This window comes from Hyunsoonleella jejuensis (assembly GCF_900111025.1).
GTDB classification, from domain to species: Bacteria; Bacteroidota; Bacteroidia; order Flavobacteriales; family Flavobacteriaceae; genus Jejuia; species Jejuia jejuensis.
The window spans coordinates 337,564-355,136 of record NZ_FOFN01000001.1 but is presented as its reverse complement, the minus strand read 5'-3'; the positions used below and the strand labels follow the sequence as shown (position 1 = coordinate 355,136).

Genomic DNA, 17,573 nt, shown 5'->3' with positions numbered 1-17,573 from the left:
GATGAAGCGCCATTATATGCTTTTGCTGTTTTTACTACTGCTTAAAGTAGTAAATGCGCAAGACATAAAAATACTAAATACAATTACCGAAGCGCCTATTTTTGGTGTTGCCATTTTTGATGCGAATAAAACTAAAAGCGTTATCACTAATTTTAAGGGTGTTGCCAACATAAGTAAATTCGCGTTGACGGATACCCTGTATTTTCAACATTTGTCGCACATCACGAAAGCCTTAAGAAAATCTGAAATCATAAAAACCAACATTGTATTTTTAGATGCCAATACACAAGGTTTAAATGAAATCGTTATTTCTGCATCTAAATTCGAACAGCATAAAAGAGACATACCCCAAAAGATTGTAAACAGTAATGCTGAAATTATTGAGTTTACCAATCCACAAACCACGGCCGATGCATTGCAAAATACAGGATCGGTTTTTGTGCAAAAAAGTCAATTAGGAGGTGGAAGCCCAATGATTCGGGGGTTTTCTACAAACCGATTGCTCATTACAGTTGATGGTGTACGTATGAATAATGCTATTTTTAGAGGTGGTAATGTGCACAACGTTATAGCTGTAGATCCCTTGTCTATACAAAGTACAGAGGTTACTTTGGGTTCGGGTTCTGTAATTTATGGTAGTGATGCCATAGGTGGTGTAATGAGTTTCTACACTAAGAATCCTCAATTGTCCTATGTGGATACTTTGATGGTAAAGGCAAATGCTGTAGTGCGATATGCTTCTGCCAGTGATGAAAAGACAGGACATTTAGATTTGAATTTAGGCTATAAAAAATGGGGCTTTTTAACAAGTGCTAGTTATACCGATTTTAACGATTTAGAAATGGGTTTACATGGACCAGAAGATTATTTACGGCCAGAATTTGTGAGCTCAACTAATGGCAACGATGTTATAGTTGATAATCCAAACCCAAGAGTTCAGAAATTTTCGGGGTATAACCAGTTAAACCTCATGCAAAAAGTAAGGTTTGAGCCTTATAAAAACTTGAGTTTTGATTTTGGAATGCATTATTCAACATCTTCGGATATTCCAAGATACGACCGGCTTATCCGCTATCAAGGAGACGATTTAAGGTCTGCAGAATGGTATTATGGCCCACAAAAATGGTTTATGTCCAACCTTCAAGTAACAAGGCTCAGTAGTCGCTCTAATTTGTATGATAAGATTAAGGCAACAGTGGCGTATCAAAACTTCCAAGAAAGCAGGATCGACAGGGATTTTCAATCAACGGATAGACGCATTAGAGAGGAAGCAGTTGATGCCTATTCGTTTAACTTAGATTTTGAAAAACGATTAAGCGAAAAAACAAGCCTGTTTTATGGTGCAGAGTATGTGTTTAATAAGGTATCATCTGTAGGTACTTCAGAAGATATCGAAACGGGAAACATTACAAATACAGTATCTCGGTATCCAAACGGTGCAACATGGTCTTCTGCAGCAATTTATACCAGTTTAAAGTATAAACCCAACACCAAGTTTGTATTTCAATCAGGGTTACGTTTCAATCATGTAGGTTCAGAAGCAGATTTTACCGAGAACAATCGTTTTTTAAACTTACCGTTTCAAAGTTCAAAAAATACCGCAGGTGCGCTAACAGGAACAGCTGGTTTAACGTGGTCTCCGAGTGAAACCATACAATGGAAATTAAACGCAGCATCAGCATTTAGAGCACCAAATATTGATGATATAGGGAAGGTGTTCGATTCTGAACCAGGTTCGGTTGTAGTACCAAATGAATTCCTTAGGCCTGAGTATGCCTATGGTGGTGAAATAGGCTTAAAACTCGATTTTAATAAAAAACTAATATTAGATTTAAGTACATACTATACATATTTAGACAATGCACTCGTGCGACGTGATTATACACTAAACGGAGCAACCGAAATTATGTATGATGGTGAATTGAGTAATGTGCAAGCCATACAAAATGCATCAAAAGCATGGATTTATGGTTTTGAAGTAGGTTTGAAAATAGCACTTACAAACACCTTACAATTTACCTCCCAGTATAGTGCTACAGGAGGTACAGAAGAGAACGACAATATTGAGGTGCCCATTCGTCATGTTGCCCCCAATTTTGGTAATATGCATGTGCTGTGGAAGCATAAGAAGCTCACGTTAGATGCCTTTGCAAATTATAACGGGGAATTATCGTTTAACCAATTGGCGCCTTCTGAAATTGAAAAGGATTTTATTTATAAAGCTGATCGCAACGGAAATCCATATTCACCGTCTTGGTACACTTTAAATTTTAGAACGCAGTACAAAGTAAACTATAGCACCACATTAACCGCTGCTTTAGAAAACATAACAAATCAACGTTACAGGCCTTACTCTTCTGGTATTGCAGGCCCTGGGCGCAATCTTGTTGTTGCACTAAAATATAGCTTGTAAAAAAAGACGCCATTCTTACTAGGGAATGACGTGCTTTTTGCAACTTCTTAAAAACAGTTACTTTATTATTTCTTAACGAACTTTTTACTAACCGTGGCACCGTTTGCTAGCTCCATAGAGGCAATGTAAACAGAATTTTTTAATGAGCTTAAGTTATAAGTTTCGGTATTGGTTTCGCTTTTTAAATCGTATAAATTTCTACCTAAAAGATCAAAAATGCTAATTGATGTAAAGTTTGATACTTCTGTAGTAAATTGAATAGTTTCGTTATCTAATTGCACAATTTTAATGGTATTAGCATCTAACACAAACGCATCATTAGACAATGCAGCGGCACTAAATACGATTTCAAAACGCTCATTAAATTCACCTGCGTCTGAAGTGAAACTATAATCGCTATCAGATAAATTATGAACAGTATTAGTTAAGTTGTCCTTTAGGTATATTGAATTATTTGATAAAAAGTCGCCTTGTAGTTGTGCAATAGATAAGGTATAAATAGTTGCTACATCGATCGAGGTTTTAAAACCGAGTTTCACTACTTCATCAGTATCCAAGCTATTGCTTGCTTTACCTTGAATGGCGAATTTACCATTATCATTTTCAATAAACGAATAGAGTAAGGCTTTATTACCTGTGGATACAGGACGTTTTAAATCATAAAAAGAACCATCATTATTATTGGTTGCACCATCTAAATAACTAACCAGTATTTGATTAGCAGCACCATTATCCGAACTTAAATTAATCCAAAGTTTATTTTCGTTTTCTGATGAATTACTTTTTGAACTTTTACCCTTAAAAAATTGACTGTTATCATTGGTAATTAATCGCATGGAATTGTTAAAAGTAACATTACTTGCACTTAAGGCTTCGACAAAAAAGCCTTGACCAGAAGGGACAAATCTATTAGGAATCGTTCCAGAGGCTCCATTAGATACAGATCCTGATCCATTAATCATGGCATAATCAGCACCTGAAAAATTATAACCTTCGTTGCCGCTAGCAGTTTCACTTGGCGCAGTAAATTGATCCCATAAGTATATAGCATCAACAACTCCAGTATTTACGGCAAAAAAGCGGTCTGCATTAATAGCACAGGGGTATGGATTTCCTATTAAATTCCAATCGTTATAAGCACCTCCACTGTTGTTAACCAAAGGTTGTGTAATTACCCCATTATTAAATTCACCGATAAATGAAAAAGTTTCTGGACGAGGGAATGCTGGTCCAAATTCATTTGTTCTCATGGCATAACCTACACCAGGCACTAAAGCACCAGAAGCGAAATTCCAATCGTCGCCGTTATCATCAATATCATCTACTCCAGCATTGGGGAGAAAAGTACCCGTATTTCCTATTTCCTCTTCTAAGTCTACAAAGTTTGCAGCAATAAACTCAAAGCGTTTGTCAACTGGTACCGTACTAAATACGTTTTCAATAAGTCCATTATTTATAGGAGAACTCCAGTACGTATACACAAACTTATTAGCCACTGTTTTAGTTTTATTCATTAAAACACCATTTGTAGAGTTATCTGTAAAAGTAGCAGTATCATTATTTTGAATAAAATTACCTTGAGATTGAACAAATAATTGACCATCTACAGTAACATCGTTTTCAACTTCAACATAATCGCCATCATTAATATTTAGGTTGAAACCACCATTTACGGTTAGGGTACAAGCACTAAAACTTCCATCTGTAGTTGTATCGTAGTTATCGTTAATTATAACTTCAGTAGATAAATCTGGCGTACCACCAACCCAGGTACCATTCCATGTTACAGTTGATGAGCATGTTCCTGGGGCAACACAAGTATAAGGAGCAGCACCACCAAGTGTTTGACGATTAGGGCCACCACCATTAGCACCAGACCAATTAGTTGCATCGGCTACCGCATTAATAATTAAGGCTTGATTCGCTAATACCGAACGGTTATAAATACAGTTATCTCTATTGAAGGTCATAGCGTTTACACTATCGGTTAATCCCCCTGGAACAGCACTGTTCGAAGTATCCGTTGCATCTGTCCAACCATTATTGTTAGCAACATGCACCGCATATAAAAGTGTTGGAGCTGCCAGCGTGCCCTGGTAAGCAATGACTTGATCCCCTCCTCCAGATAGAGCAAATCCAGCATCCGTTTCAGCTGCTGAACCAATTGCGCTTCCAGAAAAATTAAGCGAGGAATAGTTATTGCCACCAATATCTGTTATTATTATTTCTGTACCACAACTTGTAGCAAGAGAAGCGGTCCACGTAACTACTCCTTCGTTAAAGGAAGTGTTAAAAGAGCCACTACTTAGCCACCCGAAATCTGTAAAATTTATAGTAGTGCCAGCAGTTACATCTGTCAATAAAACAAAAGAAAACTGGTCAGGGTTTTGAGTATTAACTCCAGTAATGGCAATATCGCCTACAGACAAAGTCGTCTGCCCATAACCAAAACTAAAAGCTAAAAGCAATAGTAATATTGAGGTAATTTTTTTCATCATGTTAAGTTTTAAAACCATACTTCGATAAAAAACGCAGTATAGCAGATTTGGATCTATTAATTATACTATTTTAATCATTTTCAATTGTTATTTTTGATGTTGTAAAATGCAAACCAAAAAAACATATACCGTACAAGAGGCTACTAAAAAACTAGAGCACTATTGCGCCTATCAAGAACGTTGTCATCAAGAAGTTAGGCGAAAGCTAAAGTCTATGCACATGATACCCGAGGCTATCGATGTGATTATAGTACATCTTTTGCAGCATAACTATCTTAACGAAACACGGTTCGCCAAAACATATGTAAGTGGTAAGTTTAGAATTAAGGCTTGGGGCCGACGCCGATTAACTGCTGAATTGCAGCAAAAAGACATTAGCAAAGTTAATATAAATCAAGCACTTGCAGAAATAGAAGAATCGGAGTACATCGAGGTTTTCAATAATTTAGCCGAAAAAAAGGCGAATTCTATTACCGAAACTAACAAGTACAAAAAAAAGCAAAAAATAATCGATTATCTGCTGTATAGAGGCTGGGAATCGCACTTAGTGTATGAAAAGGCTAGGGAACTTTTCGGGTAAATCCATAAAAAAGCGGATAACGTGTTTAAACTTATCCGCTTTACAATGTTTTTTCTAAATATTTAAAAAAAAAGCCAAAAGTGTCAGTTCGAGTGATTTTTTGTTTAAAAAATCGTATCGAGAACAATTTTTAAACAGCTAAAACTTTTAAATCATATTTCATATTTTTTATAGTTCTAATAAGCCAAGTCGAAGTGCAAATTTTACTCATTTCTCCCGAGGTTTCGGGAGTAAAATTCACTCAAATTGTCAGAGCCTAATGGATTCTATAAATTGAAACTTGCCCCAAAGTTAAACGTGAATTGGTTGTGCAGCATTTCAGCTGGTGTTAACCCATCTGAATTAAATTTTGCCAATGGCGTGTTAAATTCAGTATAAATACCAAAGCCTTCCGAAAAGAAATAACGCGCACCCAAATGGCCACCAAAATTCTTCAAGCCTAAACTTAAACCCGGATACACATCAAAATTTTCTCCGGCATTAATAACGTTGCCTAAGTTGGCATTAAAGCGAACTCTTACATCAAAACGGTCTCCAAAATCAGCATTTATGGCTTCTTCAACACCTAAAAGGTAGGTTGATGAAAATCCAAAAGAGATATTGTCACCAAAACCGTAATCATAACTTACATTAATACCCGTGCCATTATCTTGGGCATTTAAACCAACTTGAAACTTATTATCGTTTTTGCCAGTGTATGCCTGTGCATCAATAAACGAAACACTTAAAATTGCTATTACTAAGATTAGTTTTTTCATTTTACTATAATTTGTTGATTTGAGTTTTTGTTTTAAGAGCGCAAAGATATTACAAGTTTTATAACTGCAAAGGTTTTATAAGTGTTTGTGCGTTCTAATAATGGCTTGTTCGTTCTTCCAATCTATCCATTTCTGGCCTTTAATACGCCGCATTACATTATCAAAACTTCGCATTACAAAAACGTTATAAACGGCTTTACCAAGGTTTTTAGGGTTTCTAGCAATGGCGCGTAAACTCATGGAAAATCCTGGAGTTACATAGCGCATGTAATGCCAATAGCCTTCGGGCATGTATAATACTTCACCATGGTTAAGCTCTGTTCTATAGCCTTTGGCCCTTTTTAGCATGGGCCATTTTTCAAAATCAGGATTTTTAAAGTCGATATCCTCTCTTGTAATTAAGGAATGCGGAATTTTATACAAGTAATCGTTCTGTTCTTGGTCAAACAAAATACACTCTTTTTTACCTTCAAAATGAAAGTGAAAAATATTGGCCAAATCAATATCATAGTGCATAAATGTATATGAATCGCGCCCCCCAAAAAATAACATAGGAATACCTTTCATAAGGCGCAACCCAAAATCAGGAAACGTAAAATCGTTTTGCAATTGCGGAATTTCCTTAAGGGCATTCCAAAGAAAAATACGGTATTTGGTAGGCTCGCGCTTTAGTAAATCTATATATGCACTAAGCTTCATTTTAGCATGCGGTTCGTTAAAACCATCTTTATAATCTACCGGCCTATCGTCGTATAAAGGCACCGTTAAATCGCCACCAATGTCTTTAAAATACTCTAAATTCCATGTTTTGTACGCAGGCCAATCCTCAATAAAACGCTCTATAACCACAGGTTTTTGAGGTTTAAAATAGTCCTTTAAGAACTCAGCTTTCGTAATCGTTTTTACACGCGGAATATCCTGTAGGTTCAACGCCAAATTTAGTTTAGTTTACTATTACAAAGTTAACAAAACGTTACTAATTACTAAATAGTATTTTGGGCGCCTTTCTACCGCAAGCGTATTACTGTAGATAGGGCTTTCCGTTAATCATTTTATTTCCCAAATAGTGGGAACAAAAGCTGCTACTATGGTTGCTGAGGTACTCGAAGCACAATCCCTAACGCGAAGCTTTAGAAAGTTTTATTCAAAATAGTTTTTAATTAAAACCATAGCGTAAGCCAAACAGCACATTGCTAGGTGGCATTGGTACAAAGCCTGTCTCAATATATTCCGCATCAAAAATATTAGCTGCGGTAAGGGTAAACTCAAACTGTTTAACTGTGATTACAGCTGAAGCATCCCAAACATTATAGCTTAGGCCTGCGGTGCGCTCCGCATGTTTGTAGATGACGTTAAAATTGATGGTTTTAGAGAGTTGCGAACTCAAACGCGAGGTGAAATGATGTTTTAATGAATTAATCGAATATCTAGAAAAATTGATATTTAAATCGCCCACCTCGTCTTCAATAAAGGTATAACCCATTGCTAAGTTTTGAGGCATACGGCCTATTTTAAAGTTATAGCTTGCATTTGCTTCAAACCCTTTGGTATATAAATCACGAAGGTTAGTGGCCATAAAACGGTCTGCTGCATTCTCCTTTACATAATCTATTAATTTACTGGCGTCTCTATAAAACACTGCGAACGAACCATTGAATTTTGTTGAAAAGTATTTCCCTCCAAATTCAAACGAAAGTGCTTCTTCTGGTTCTAGGTTTTCGTTACCAACAGTTGCAGGATCGCTGTAAAATAAATCAGTATACGTTGGAATACGATAGGTGTTACCTGTGTTTGCGTAAATTTTAAAGCTGTCGTTTAATCTATAACCAACGTCTAAACCCGGAAAGGCATGAAATTTAAAATCTGAAAAATACGTCACAGCTATACCTGGCGTAACATCCAATTTATCATTGAATAATTTGAATTGGTGCTCTAAGAACAAATTTGTCATAAATCGGTTTCTATTCCCAAGGTTATTACTCCTTATATAGATTTTTGACATATCGATTCCGAAACCCGTTACACCAAGGTTTGAATTGTATGATGCATTTGCTTCTGCTCCTATTTTATCTGTAATATGTAGGTTTCTAAAAAAGTTTGGTTCGTTGCGCTTTAAAAGAAACATATCCTGATTGCGTTTCCAATACACGCGAGGTCTTATTTTTAAATTTTCAGATGTAAAGGTTGTGGTAAATCCAATTAAACTGTTTTGTGTTTCTTCATATTCGTTCCAATCTGGGTTTGTAGTATAAAAGTTTTCCGCCCCAAATTTTCTATCGAAAAACGTAGCAATCATCTCGATGGCCTGTGCCTTTTTATTAAATATACTTTTAATGAAATAGTTAGAGTTGTTATAATCTGAATTATTTCTGTAACCCTCCGAAGTTAGTTTCCCCGCATGAATAATATGAGAGGAATGCTCTAACTCTGAACCAACGGTAACGGACCCATTCAATTGCCCAAAAGAACCAGTTTCTAAGTTCGTAGATACCGTATTTTTCAATTGCTTTTTGGTTACAATATTTATGGCTCCAGTAAATGCATTTTGTCCAAATACTCGTGCTGCAGGTCCTTTTATAATTTCTATACGCTCAATAACTTCAATGGGTAATGCTGCATTCATGGTGTGGTGGCCCGTTTGTGCATCATCCATTTTAATACCGTCAATTAGCAATAGTGTTTGGTCGAAACTTCCACCACGAATATACAAATCGGCTTGACTTCCAGCGGTTCCGCGACGTCTTATATCAACACCAGCCACCTGTTGTAATAAATCGGCAATATTGTTTGTGCCACTGTTTTTAATATCTTCTGAAGTAATGACATCAATAGTTCTAGAATTTTCCTTAAACGGTAAATCAATTCTTGTAGAGGAGATTACTACTGTATCAAGCTTTTGTTTCTGAGGTTTTTCCTGTGAATAGCCTATAACAAAAGCAGATATAATTGCCAGAAAAGTAAGTTTGGTTCTCATAAAAATGTATGATTTAAAAACGCTGCAAAAATCGTAACTTTCCGGACGATTTAAATAGTCCAGTTTTAAAACAATGAATAGTCCGGTTGTTGACATTTTAGAGCAGTTAATTCATTTTGATAAATCAGATACCAAACCTGTTTATATACAGATAGCACAACAGGTTATTAATGCGATTCAGCGTGGGTATTTACAAAAAGGGGTAGTATTGCCTGGTTCTAGGGTTTTAAGTAAGACATTACATATTCATCGTAATACGGTTGTAGCGGTTTACGATGAATTGGCATCTCAAGGTTGGGTAGAAATTATCCCAAACAAGGGCACATTCGTGTTGGTGCCAGAACAAACAACAGTAGCCATTAAAGCGACTTCCCATCACGTAAAACAAGCTTATGCGTATTCTAAACAAACAGGATTTCCTTTTCAGTCATCACTTAATTTGGCCTCTACATCACAGGCTACCAAGGCGCGATATAGCATAAATGATGGCAAACCAGATTTAAGATTACATCCCGTGCATGAGTTTTCTAGATGGTATAGTGCTGTAATGAAACGCAAGTCTTTAGTTTCTAAATGGAATACAACTCCACAATATGTCTCTACTTTTGAAACACAGCTTTGTAATTACTTGAATGCGACAAGAGGATTTCATATCAAGCCCTATAATTTAATTAGTACGCGAAGTACCGAAATGAGTCTTTATATTGTTTCACAGCTATTAGTCAAGCAGGGTGATGTGGTTTTGGTGGGTAATCTTAGTAATTACGCGGCTAATATGATTTTTCAACAAGCGGGCGCCGCTATAAAAACGGTTCCTGTTGATGCCAATGGTTTGGATGTTCAATACATTAAGAGACATTTTGTTAAGGGCAGTATTCGAAGTGTGTATGTTTGTGCGCATAGGCATTATCCAACCACGCAAACCTTAAGTGCCGAAAGAAGGCTGGAATTATTAGAATTGGCAAAAGCGTACGAGTTTGCGATAATTGAAGATGATTATGATTACGATTTTCAATTTAATGGTTCGGCAATGTTGCCTATGGCTAGTGCCGATGCAAATGGCGTGGTAATTTATTTAGGAAAGTTTGGGCAATCGTTATTTCCTAGTTTTCAAACGGGATTTGTTGTAGCTCCCGAGAATTTAATTTCTGAAGCAAAAAACTATTTGCAACTACTAGATAGACAAGGCGATGTTATTCAAGAACAAATGCTTACGGAGCTAATTTCTGAAGGCGAAATATATCGTCTCATGAAAAAAAACATTATTACCTACAAGGAACGACGCGATTGTTTATATAAGTGTTTAGAAATTAACTTTAAAGGGGTTTTAAGTTGGAAAATACCTTCTGGAGGATTAGCAATTTGGTTGCAGTTTAATCCTAAAATTTCATTGATTAAATTAGTAGAAGAGGCTGATAAAAATGATTTATATATTCCAAAAACGATACTTTATCAAGATAAAAATACGTGCGCTATTCGTTTTGGATTTGGGCATTTAAATGAAGAAGAAATAGAGCGTGTAATTAAAAAGTTAAAGAAAGCTTATAAAGCTGTGTCTTTGGGTTAGCCTTCGGGTGTTTTATATTTAGGATTTTTTCATATCAAATTCAGTATTACAATCTTCACATTTATATCTGTGTTTTTCGTAAAGCGGAAGTACATTTACAAAAATGTTTAAAACAAGAGCAAAAATAAATGCAAAAAATGATTTAACATTTTTTATAGTTGAAAACAGTTCTATTTTTTCGCTTTTACAATTTGGGCAAATAATAGTATTGCCGTTATCATCAACAGAATATTTCTCAATAGATTTTAAAATGTCTTGTGCTTCTGAAGCTTGATGTGTCAATACTTTAAGCTTCACACCACCAATAGCGTTACTTACTAACGGATCGGTATCGATAGTTAAATTATCTGAAAGAAAAACTTGAATACCATCAGCCTCCAGGCGACCTTTTATAATTTGAGCTTCGCTTGAATATTGGTATTTGGCAATTGTAGTGAAGGTTTGTGGCATAAATAGTATATAATATAGGTAAAGATAAATAATATAAGCGGTTTATCTAAGTACACTTTTTAAATAAGAATTATTGTTTTTCAATAATTTTTTATATTTTTGTTATTGTTAAACAATAATTTTATGTATAATGAACACTATTGAAGTTTTAAGAAAACTAATAAACATTTATTATTATTTATTGCTATTAGTGCTTGTTGGAATAGTTATTTTCATTGTAACTATATTCCAGCAGGGTGAAACGGTCGATTTAAAAGTTATTGAAGGGTATAATACTTCAAGCTTAAGTACTCAAAAACTGATAGTTATTACAGCGGTACTAGTTGTTATTTATATACTGTTTGTTAGGGCTATTTATTTATTAAAGGGAACTTTAAAAGAGTTATCTGAAGGCAACTATTTTTCTGAATTGATAACTGAAAATTTTAAAATGGGAGGCAAGCTTATATTAATTTGTGGAGTTTCCTATGCGGTTTTTAAATTCGTTATAAGGTTACTACTATTGGGAGATATTAGGTTTGGAATAGATTTTTCTTTAATTACGCCTATAATAATTGGTCTGTTTTTTATGTTTTTAAGTGAAGTTTTTACAAAGGCAAGAAAAACACAAGAAGAAAACGATTTAACAATTTAATTATGAAAAAATTAGTCTTATCTCTAAAATGGTTAAATATTCTTCTTTCTTTTGGGGTTATATATTTCGCATTAAAGCAACTGAATGGTTTTTATCATTTTGTTGTTAATAATCAATCTAAAAGAGAAATTTTTCTTGGAATTAAGATTCCCGATGATGTTAACCATTCATTTTACATAATTGCATCAATTTTAAGTTTTACTCTCTTGATTTATCTATTCTATTTGCTAAATATTTTTAGAAAGACAACTAGAGATTTATCAAACAACTTAATATTTAATGAAGAGAACGGAATTCAACTATTTAAAATTGGGAAAGGTCTTTTAGTTTTCGGAATCATTTTACTAATCTTTAAGATAACAATTAGTATTGTTTTTTATTATAAACCATTTGAAGACGTTTCGAAAACACTAACCTACGAATTTGGTTATGCATTAGGTTTTACTATGAGTAACCTATTTCTATTTATTGTATCAGTTGGTTTTCCAATATTTATCGTATCTCTCTTTTTAATGATTATTTCTCAATTGATAAAACAAGGTCATTATCTAAAACAAGAAAACGACTTAACCATATAAATATGCCAATAATTGTAAACCTAGACATCATGCTTACCAAGCGAAACATGAAAAGTAAAGAATTGGCAGAAATTATTGGTATCACTGAAGCGAATCTATCAATATTAAAATCTGGTAAAGCCAAAGCTGTTCGCTTTTCAACTTTAGAAGCTATTTGTAAAGCGTTGGATTGCCAACCTGCTGATATTTTAGAGTATGTTGAAGATTAAATTGTATTTTTGAGAAACGTTTTCAACTTTACATTTTTTGCTATGAAATCATTTGTTTTTTTTCTTCTGTTACTCGTTTCTTCCATTGGTTTTTCACAAGACAATCACATAGTAAAAACCGATGATGGCCGTCGTGTACTGCTTAAAGCAGATTTTACTTGGGAATATATTGATTTAGAAAAACCCTCGGACGAAAAAATAGTAACACCAAAAACTACTGATAAAACATGTGACCTCCCCAAGGATTTTAAAGAACCAAAACTAAATGGTAAAGTGCAAGCGCAACTTAAAAAAGGTAGAGCTACGATTAGCCATATAAAAACGAAGGTAGCGAAAGATTATGATTGTACGGTAGACGACGTGGTGCTGTTATCTGCTTTTGAAAAAAAAGCAAGTGGGAATTACACATTTTGCGCCAATGGAAAGCGCGTGTTTTATAAACGTACTGGCTTTAAGATTATGGAAAAGGGGAAGTTGTTTTAAGGTACTATTGCACATATATTATTTTATCTTTTTCTTTTGAGGGTTTTTTGTCTATCCGCTTGTGGTGTCTCTTTTTGTTGCATCAAGCAAATCAATTTCATTCATGATTGGAACTATAAAAGTTAAAACTGTTTACTGCCGCCTATTCGCTAAAAGTGGTGGTGGTTCCCCAGTAAACGGGTTCCATCGGCTAATACTTTTGGCTTCCATTCCTGCCGCATTAATTACTGCCCTGTCTCCGTAACGTTCCCGCATTTTATCGATGGCCATACTTAGGTGCAAATGCTTTTCATTGTCTTCAAAGAGATTAATTTGATGGCCGCCTTCAACTAAATGACTAAACTTTACACCAATAAGTCGTACTAATAATCGCCTGTTGTATAGTTTTTTAAACAAATCTAAAACCACAGGAATAATGTTTTGGTCCAGTGCACTGTATGGAATGCGTTGTTGCTGGGTATAGGTTTGAAAATCAGAATACCTTATTTTAAAGGTAATGCAAGCTGTTAATTTATTGCCACGACGTAACTGGTACGCCAAATTTTCGGCCATAGCGATGATGATGCCCCTTAGTTTTGTAACATCGGTAGTATCTTTATTAAATGTGCGTTCTGTGGAAATAGATTTACGTTCATGGTATTGTATAACGGGGCTGTTATCGATACCGCTGGCTTTTTTCCAAATGCTCAAACCGTTTTTTCCCAATACCCGATGCATGAGCTGCATGGGCATGTCCTGTACCGTTTTTATACGTTTGATGCCTAAATCACATAAGGATTTATAGGTAACATTCCCCACCATGGGGATTTTTTTTACCGAAAGTGGCGCTAAAAATGGCTTTTCTGTACCTTTTAGTACGCGTATTTGGTTGTTGGGTTTTGCTTCGCCTGTAGCAATTTTTGAAACGGTTTTATTAATAGACAATCCAAAGGAAATAGGTAGTCCAGTCTCCCTTATGATACGTTGCCGTAGTTCGGAGGCGAGTTTATGGCAACCAAAAAATTTATCCATTCCCGTGAGGTCCAAATAAAACTCGTCAATAGATGTTTTTTCGTAAAGCGGAACACTGTCTTTTATAACTTCGGTAACGTTCTGCGAAAACTTCGTGTAGATACCAGAATTCCCTCTAAGTACAATTGCTTCTGGACAAAGTTGCTTCGCCATTCGCATGGGCATAGCAGAGTGGATGCCAAATTTGCGTGCTTCGTAGCTACAGGAAGCTACCACACCACGGTCGCTTGTGCCACCAATAAGAATAGGTTTTCCGTTAAGGCGGCTATCGAGTAAGCGTTCACAGGATACAAAAAATGTATCTAAATCCATGTGTACAATAGAACGATCGTTAACCATAATGCATTTTTAGGTCTTCAAAACTTCTTTTCTTTTGAAATGTGGGATTATTGGAATCAATTTTATAACGAGGGTCTTCAATAATTGTCAAACGTTCTAGTTTAGAAACCTCTATATTAATACAATCAAACTCCGATATTACCTTTCCTATAATCTCATAAATCCCTTTTCCCGTAAATGGATACTTTGCTGCAATTGGTGGGAAATGGACAGAATCTATAAAATTACCATCATAATCCAAAAAAGTTCCAAAATACATCCGTTTGCCATTTGAGGTAGAGGTGTTTTTTGTGGTAATTAAATAGCCTTTAATAGATATTGTTTTTCCAATATGGTTGGGTAAATCAGTGGCTTTCAGTTTGGTCTCAAACGGTTTTTCTAAAAGCTTAAAGGGATTACATAGTGGGAATCCTAAAAGTTCTATTTCATCAAAGGCATTTTCTAAGGCTGTACTTGGTAGTTCGGGCGTTTTATAATTGATTTTTTCAGTTTCAAACAATGTATTAATATGTGTTTCAAAAGTGGTTTTACTAATCTTTAAGTGGGCCTCCCAAAGCAATTCCCGTTTATTGACCCCCGTAAACCTAAAAGCGTTAATTTTTATAAGAATAGAAATCTGTTCAACAGAAATAGGTACACGGTCTATAAAATCATCCAGACTTTTGAATACTCCATTTTGGCAACGTTCTTCAAGTAAATTTTTAATGGTCCTAGCTTCTAAAGCGTGTAAAAACATAAAGCCTAAATAAATGGTTTTGTCCTTAATAATTGCTTGATTAAAACTAGTATTGATACAAGGTGCTTCTATCATACCACCGTGCATTCTGGCTTCGTGAACATACAATTCAGTTCTGTAAAACCCTCCAAAATTATTAATGGTAGCCACCATATACTCTAACGGATAGTAGGCTTTTAAAAATAAACTTTGGTAGCTCTCCACAGCGTATGATGCTGAATGCCCTTTTGCAAAGGCATACCCTGCAAAACTCTCAGTTTGTCGCCATACTTCTGCGGTAAGTGCTTCGGGTTTTCCGCTTTTTTTGCAATTATCAAAAAACTGTTGTTTTACAGCTAAAAACTCTTCACGAGAACGAAATTTCCCCGACATACCACGGCGCAGTTTATCGGCTTGCCCCAAATCCAACCCTCCAAAAATATGGGCAACCTTAATCACATCTTCTTGATAAACCATTACACCATAGGTTTCTGGCATAATATTCAATAAAACAGGATGGGCTTTTTTAATGCGCTCAGGATAGCGATGCCTTAAAATATACTCACGCATCATGCCGGATTTGGCAACGCCGGGGCGGATAATAGAGCTTGCTGCCACTAAACCTAAATAATCATCTACCTGTAATTTTTTCAGTAACATGCGCATCGCGGGAGATTCTACGTAAAAGCAGCCAATAGCTTTTGCATTTCGCAATAAATATTTGATGCGCTCGTCCTGTTTAAAACGTTTGATGTCGTGAATATCAATAGGTGGTTTTTCAGGATGATTATACGCTACAATTTCAACGGCGTCCTTTATTTTGCCCAAACCCCGCTGACTAAGGATATCGAATTTGTAAAGTCCGATATCCTCAGCAACAACCATATCAAAATGCGTAGTGGCATAGCCTTTTGGGGGCAAAAATGTGGCGGTATAATAATGTATGGGTTTTTCTGAAATGATAATGCCACTGGCATGAATACCCAGGTAATTGGGGAATCCTTGAATGTACTCACTATAGGTTAAGACCAAGCGCGACAGCTTATCCAAAGCATTTATGTTGTAACGCCCTCGGGTAAGCACATCCATTTCGGCTTTTGGCAACCCAAAAACTTTTCCCAATTCGCGCACCGAGGCCTTAAATTTAAAGGTATTATACACTGTTAAAAGTGCTGTATGCCTAAAGGTTTTAAAAATGAAATCGGTAATATCGTCCCTATCGGTCCATGAAAAATCAATATCAAAATCGGGTGGATTTTTTCGGTATAGATTAATAAAACGTTCAAAATACAGGTCTAATTCTATGGGGTCCACATCCGTAATTCTCAATAAGTAAGCTACGATACTATTGGCACCACTACCACGACCAACGTAATAATAACCCTTGCTTCGGGCATATTCTAAAATATGATGATTAATTAAAAAGTAGGATACAAAATTCTGACTCTTAATGATTTTTAATTCCTTTTTTATACGGTTATAAATGGTGTCGTTAAGGATCTCATAACGATATGCTAGTCCTTCATAAGTTAGTTTTTTCAATAATTTATAATCGGAATCCTCACTTTTGGTAAACGATTTTTGGTTGTTTGGAGTGCTTTGGGAAAAATCGAATGTAATCGAGCAATTGTTTAAAATAGCTGAGGTATTCTCCAAAAGCTCTGGAAATTCTTGGTAGGTTTCACACAGTTCATCATAAGGCAACATTCTATCTGTGGGTTTGCCTTCTTCGCTTTTAGGAAGTTTGCTCAGTAAGGTATTATTATCAATGGCGCGTAACAAGCGGTGCGTGTTAAAGTCCTTTTTTGTTTCAAAAGAAACGGTTTTTAGGACTACTAATTTACTGCGGAAGTTATTCCATTTCGAGAATTTAAGTTTATTGAGGTCCTCTGGTGCAATACCCAAAAACTCATGTGCTTTTAGGTTGAAATTTTTATGATGTTGATAAGGGTAAATAACATACGTGTGCTCTAGCTCAGGTGCTTTTTCAGGGATGTCGAGATTATGGTTGTGTAGAAATTGCGATAAGTAACTGTTTATATTCTGAAATCCTTCATTGTTTTTTGCCAATAGCACAAATTGTTGTTGTGCACCATTTCTAAAATCAATACCCAATACAGGTTTTACATCATACTTTTCAGAAAGCCGCACAAAATCTAAACATACCGATGTATTGTTAATATCGGTCAATGCCAATGTCTGTACCCCATTTTTTGAGGCAATGGCGAGCAGTTTTTCGGGCTTAATAGTGCCATAGCGCAAGCTGTAGTATGTGTGACAGTTTAAATACATGGGATTAGCAAAATTAGCTACTATATGTAGTTTTTGTTGCTTATATTTGTAGCAAATAATGTTAAAATTTAT

At 35.5% G+C, this 17,573-nt stretch carries 14 protein-coding genes; 7 read left to right on the top strand and 7 right to left on the bottom strand.

Annotated elements, in window-relative coordinates:
- Position 1: 1 nt before the first annotated feature.
- Positions 2 to 2,413: a TonB-dependent receptor plug domain-containing protein gene (locus BMY39_RS01500; RefSeq protein WP_177176519.1), complete on the top strand. Its 2,412-nt coding sequence runs from the start codon at positions 2 to 4 to the stop codon at positions 2,411 to 2,413.
- A gap of 65 nt (positions 2,414 to 2,478) precedes the next feature.
- Here BMY39_RS01500 and BMY39_RS01495 read toward each other — a convergent pair whose 3' ends face one another.
- Positions 2,479 to 4,911, bottom strand: coding sequence for a T9SS type A sorting domain-containing protein (locus tag BMY39_RS01495; RefSeq protein WP_177176518.1), 2,433 nt, complete (start codon positions 4,909 to 4,911; stop codon positions 2,479 to 2,481).
- A gap of 106 nt (positions 4,912 to 5,017) precedes the next feature.
- Between BMY39_RS01495 and BMY39_RS01490 the strand changes: the two genes are divergently transcribed.
- Entirely contained in the window at positions 5,018 to 5,491 is a 474-nt protein-coding gene (locus BMY39_RS01490) for a regulatory protein RecX (RefSeq protein ID WP_092574496.1), read from the top strand.
- A 266-nt stretch (positions 5,492 to 5,757) separates the two neighbouring features.
- On the opposite strand, the gene BMY39_RS01485 is transcribed toward BMY39_RS01490, so the two are convergent.
- The 3 genes from BMY39_RS01485 to BMY39_RS01475 form a co-directional block, all read right to left on the bottom strand.
- Entirely contained in the window at positions 5,758 to 6,249 is a 492-nt protein-coding gene (locus BMY39_RS01485) for a DUF6646 family protein (RefSeq protein ID WP_092574494.1), read from the bottom strand.
- Between the two features lie 75 nt (positions 6,250 to 6,324).
- Positions 6,325 to 7,185 carry a cupin-like domain-containing protein gene (locus tag BMY39_RS01480; protein WP_092574492.1) on the bottom strand — a complete coding sequence of 287 codons (861 nt, stop codon included), beginning with the start codon at positions 7,183 to 7,185 and terminating at the stop codon, positions 6,325 to 6,327.
- A 220-nt stretch (positions 7,186 to 7,405) separates the two neighbouring features.
- On the bottom strand, positions 7,406 to 9,223 hold the full coding sequence (locus BMY39_RS01475; protein WP_092574490.1) for a TonB-dependent receptor plug domain-containing protein: 1,818 nt from the start codon (positions 9,221 to 9,223) through the stop codon (positions 7,406 to 7,408).
- Positions 9,224 to 9,296: 73 nt separating this feature from the next.
- Between BMY39_RS01475 and BMY39_RS01470 the strand changes: the two genes are divergently transcribed.
- Positions 9,297 to 10,790: an aminotransferase-like domain-containing protein gene (locus BMY39_RS01470; RefSeq protein WP_092574488.1), complete on the top strand. Its 1,494-nt coding sequence runs from the start codon at positions 9,297 to 9,299 to the stop codon at positions 10,788 to 10,790.
- A gap of 18 nt (positions 10,791 to 10,808) precedes the next feature.
- Here BMY39_RS01470 and BMY39_RS01465 read toward each other — a convergent pair whose 3' ends face one another.
- On the bottom strand, positions 10,809 to 11,240 hold the full coding sequence (locus BMY39_RS01465; RefSeq protein WP_092574486.1) for a hypothetical protein: 432 nt from the start codon (positions 11,238 to 11,240) through the stop codon (positions 10,809 to 10,811).
- Between the two features lie 130 nt (positions 11,241 to 11,370).
- Between BMY39_RS01465 and BMY39_RS01460 the strand changes: the two genes are divergently transcribed.
- The 4 genes from BMY39_RS01460 to BMY39_RS01445 are packed head-to-tail and all read left to right on the top strand — an operon-like array spanning position 11,371 to position 13,144.
- Positions 11,371 to 11,874 carry a DUF2975 domain-containing protein gene (locus BMY39_RS01460; RefSeq protein ID WP_092574484.1) on the top strand — a complete coding sequence of 168 codons (504 nt, stop codon included), beginning with the start codon at positions 11,371 to 11,373 and terminating at the stop codon, positions 11,872 to 11,874.
- A gap of 2 nt (positions 11,875 to 11,876) precedes the next feature.
- Entirely contained in the window at positions 11,877 to 12,452 is a 576-nt protein-coding gene (locus BMY39_RS01455; protein ID WP_092574482.1) for a DUF2975 domain-containing protein, read from the top strand.
- Between the two features lie 2 nt (positions 12,453 to 12,454).
- The gene (locus BMY39_RS01450; RefSeq protein WP_092574480.1) at positions 12,455 to 12,661 is read left to right on the top strand and encodes a helix-turn-helix domain-containing protein; all 207 of its coding nucleotides are present in this window, start codon (positions 12,455 to 12,457) and stop codon (positions 12,659 to 12,661) included.
- 42 nt (positions 12,662 to 12,703) lie between these two features.
- On the top strand, positions 12,704 to 13,144 hold the full coding sequence (locus BMY39_RS01445) for a DUF3157 family protein (RefSeq protein ID WP_092574478.1): 441 nt from the start codon (positions 12,704 to 12,706) through the stop codon (positions 13,142 to 13,144).
- 132 nt (positions 13,145 to 13,276) lie between these two features.
- Here BMY39_RS01445 and dinB read toward each other — a convergent pair whose 3' ends face one another.
- A complete protein-coding gene (gene dinB, locus BMY39_RS01440; RefSeq protein WP_092574476.1) occupies positions 13,277 to 14,494 on the bottom strand; it encodes a DNA polymerase IV in 1,218 nt (405 codons plus the stop codon).
- Positions 14,487 to 17,501: a DNA polymerase III subunit alpha gene (locus tag BMY39_RS01435; protein WP_092574474.1), complete on the bottom strand. Its 3,015-nt coding sequence runs from the start codon at positions 17,499 to 17,501 to the stop codon at positions 14,487 to 14,489. The genes dinB and BMY39_RS01435 overlap by 8 nt, the downstream gene beginning before the upstream one ends.
- Positions 17,502 to 17,573 lie beyond the last annotated feature (72 nt).